The 216-nt window shown below is 58.8% G+C and carries 1 protein-coding gene; it reads right to left on the bottom strand.

Translation table 11 applies throughout. The features are described 5' to 3' along the window. Nucleotides 1-216 (bottom strand): hypothetical protein (locus QJT78_RS52980; RefSeq protein ID WP_281461030.1); only part of this gene is annotated, 216 nt, incomplete at both ends.

Raw genomic sequence — 216 nt, 5'->3', positions numbered from 1 at the left:
GCCCTCCCGACGCAACGACAAAACCGTAAAGCCCCGCGTTCAGCATAACCCGGCAGGAATCCACTTAAATCCAGCGGGGCGCTGTCCAAACAACCGGGGCCAGCTCTGTCGCAACAAACCGCGAAGCTGATGGTGTTCAAGCTCATCGACGCCGCATCGAAGACCTGGCGGCGATTGAAGAGCACGAACCAGTTGCCGAAAGTCATCGCCGGTGTA

The sequence above is a fragment of the Bradyrhizobium sp. Mp27 genome (genome assembly GCF_029953005.1).
Classification (GTDB): domain Bacteria; phylum Pseudomonadota; class Alphaproteobacteria; order Rhizobiales; family Xanthobacteraceae; genus Bradyrhizobium; species Bradyrhizobium barranii.
Note: the sequence above shows the minus strand (reverse complement) of the source record. Positions and strands in the feature narration are given on the sequence as shown.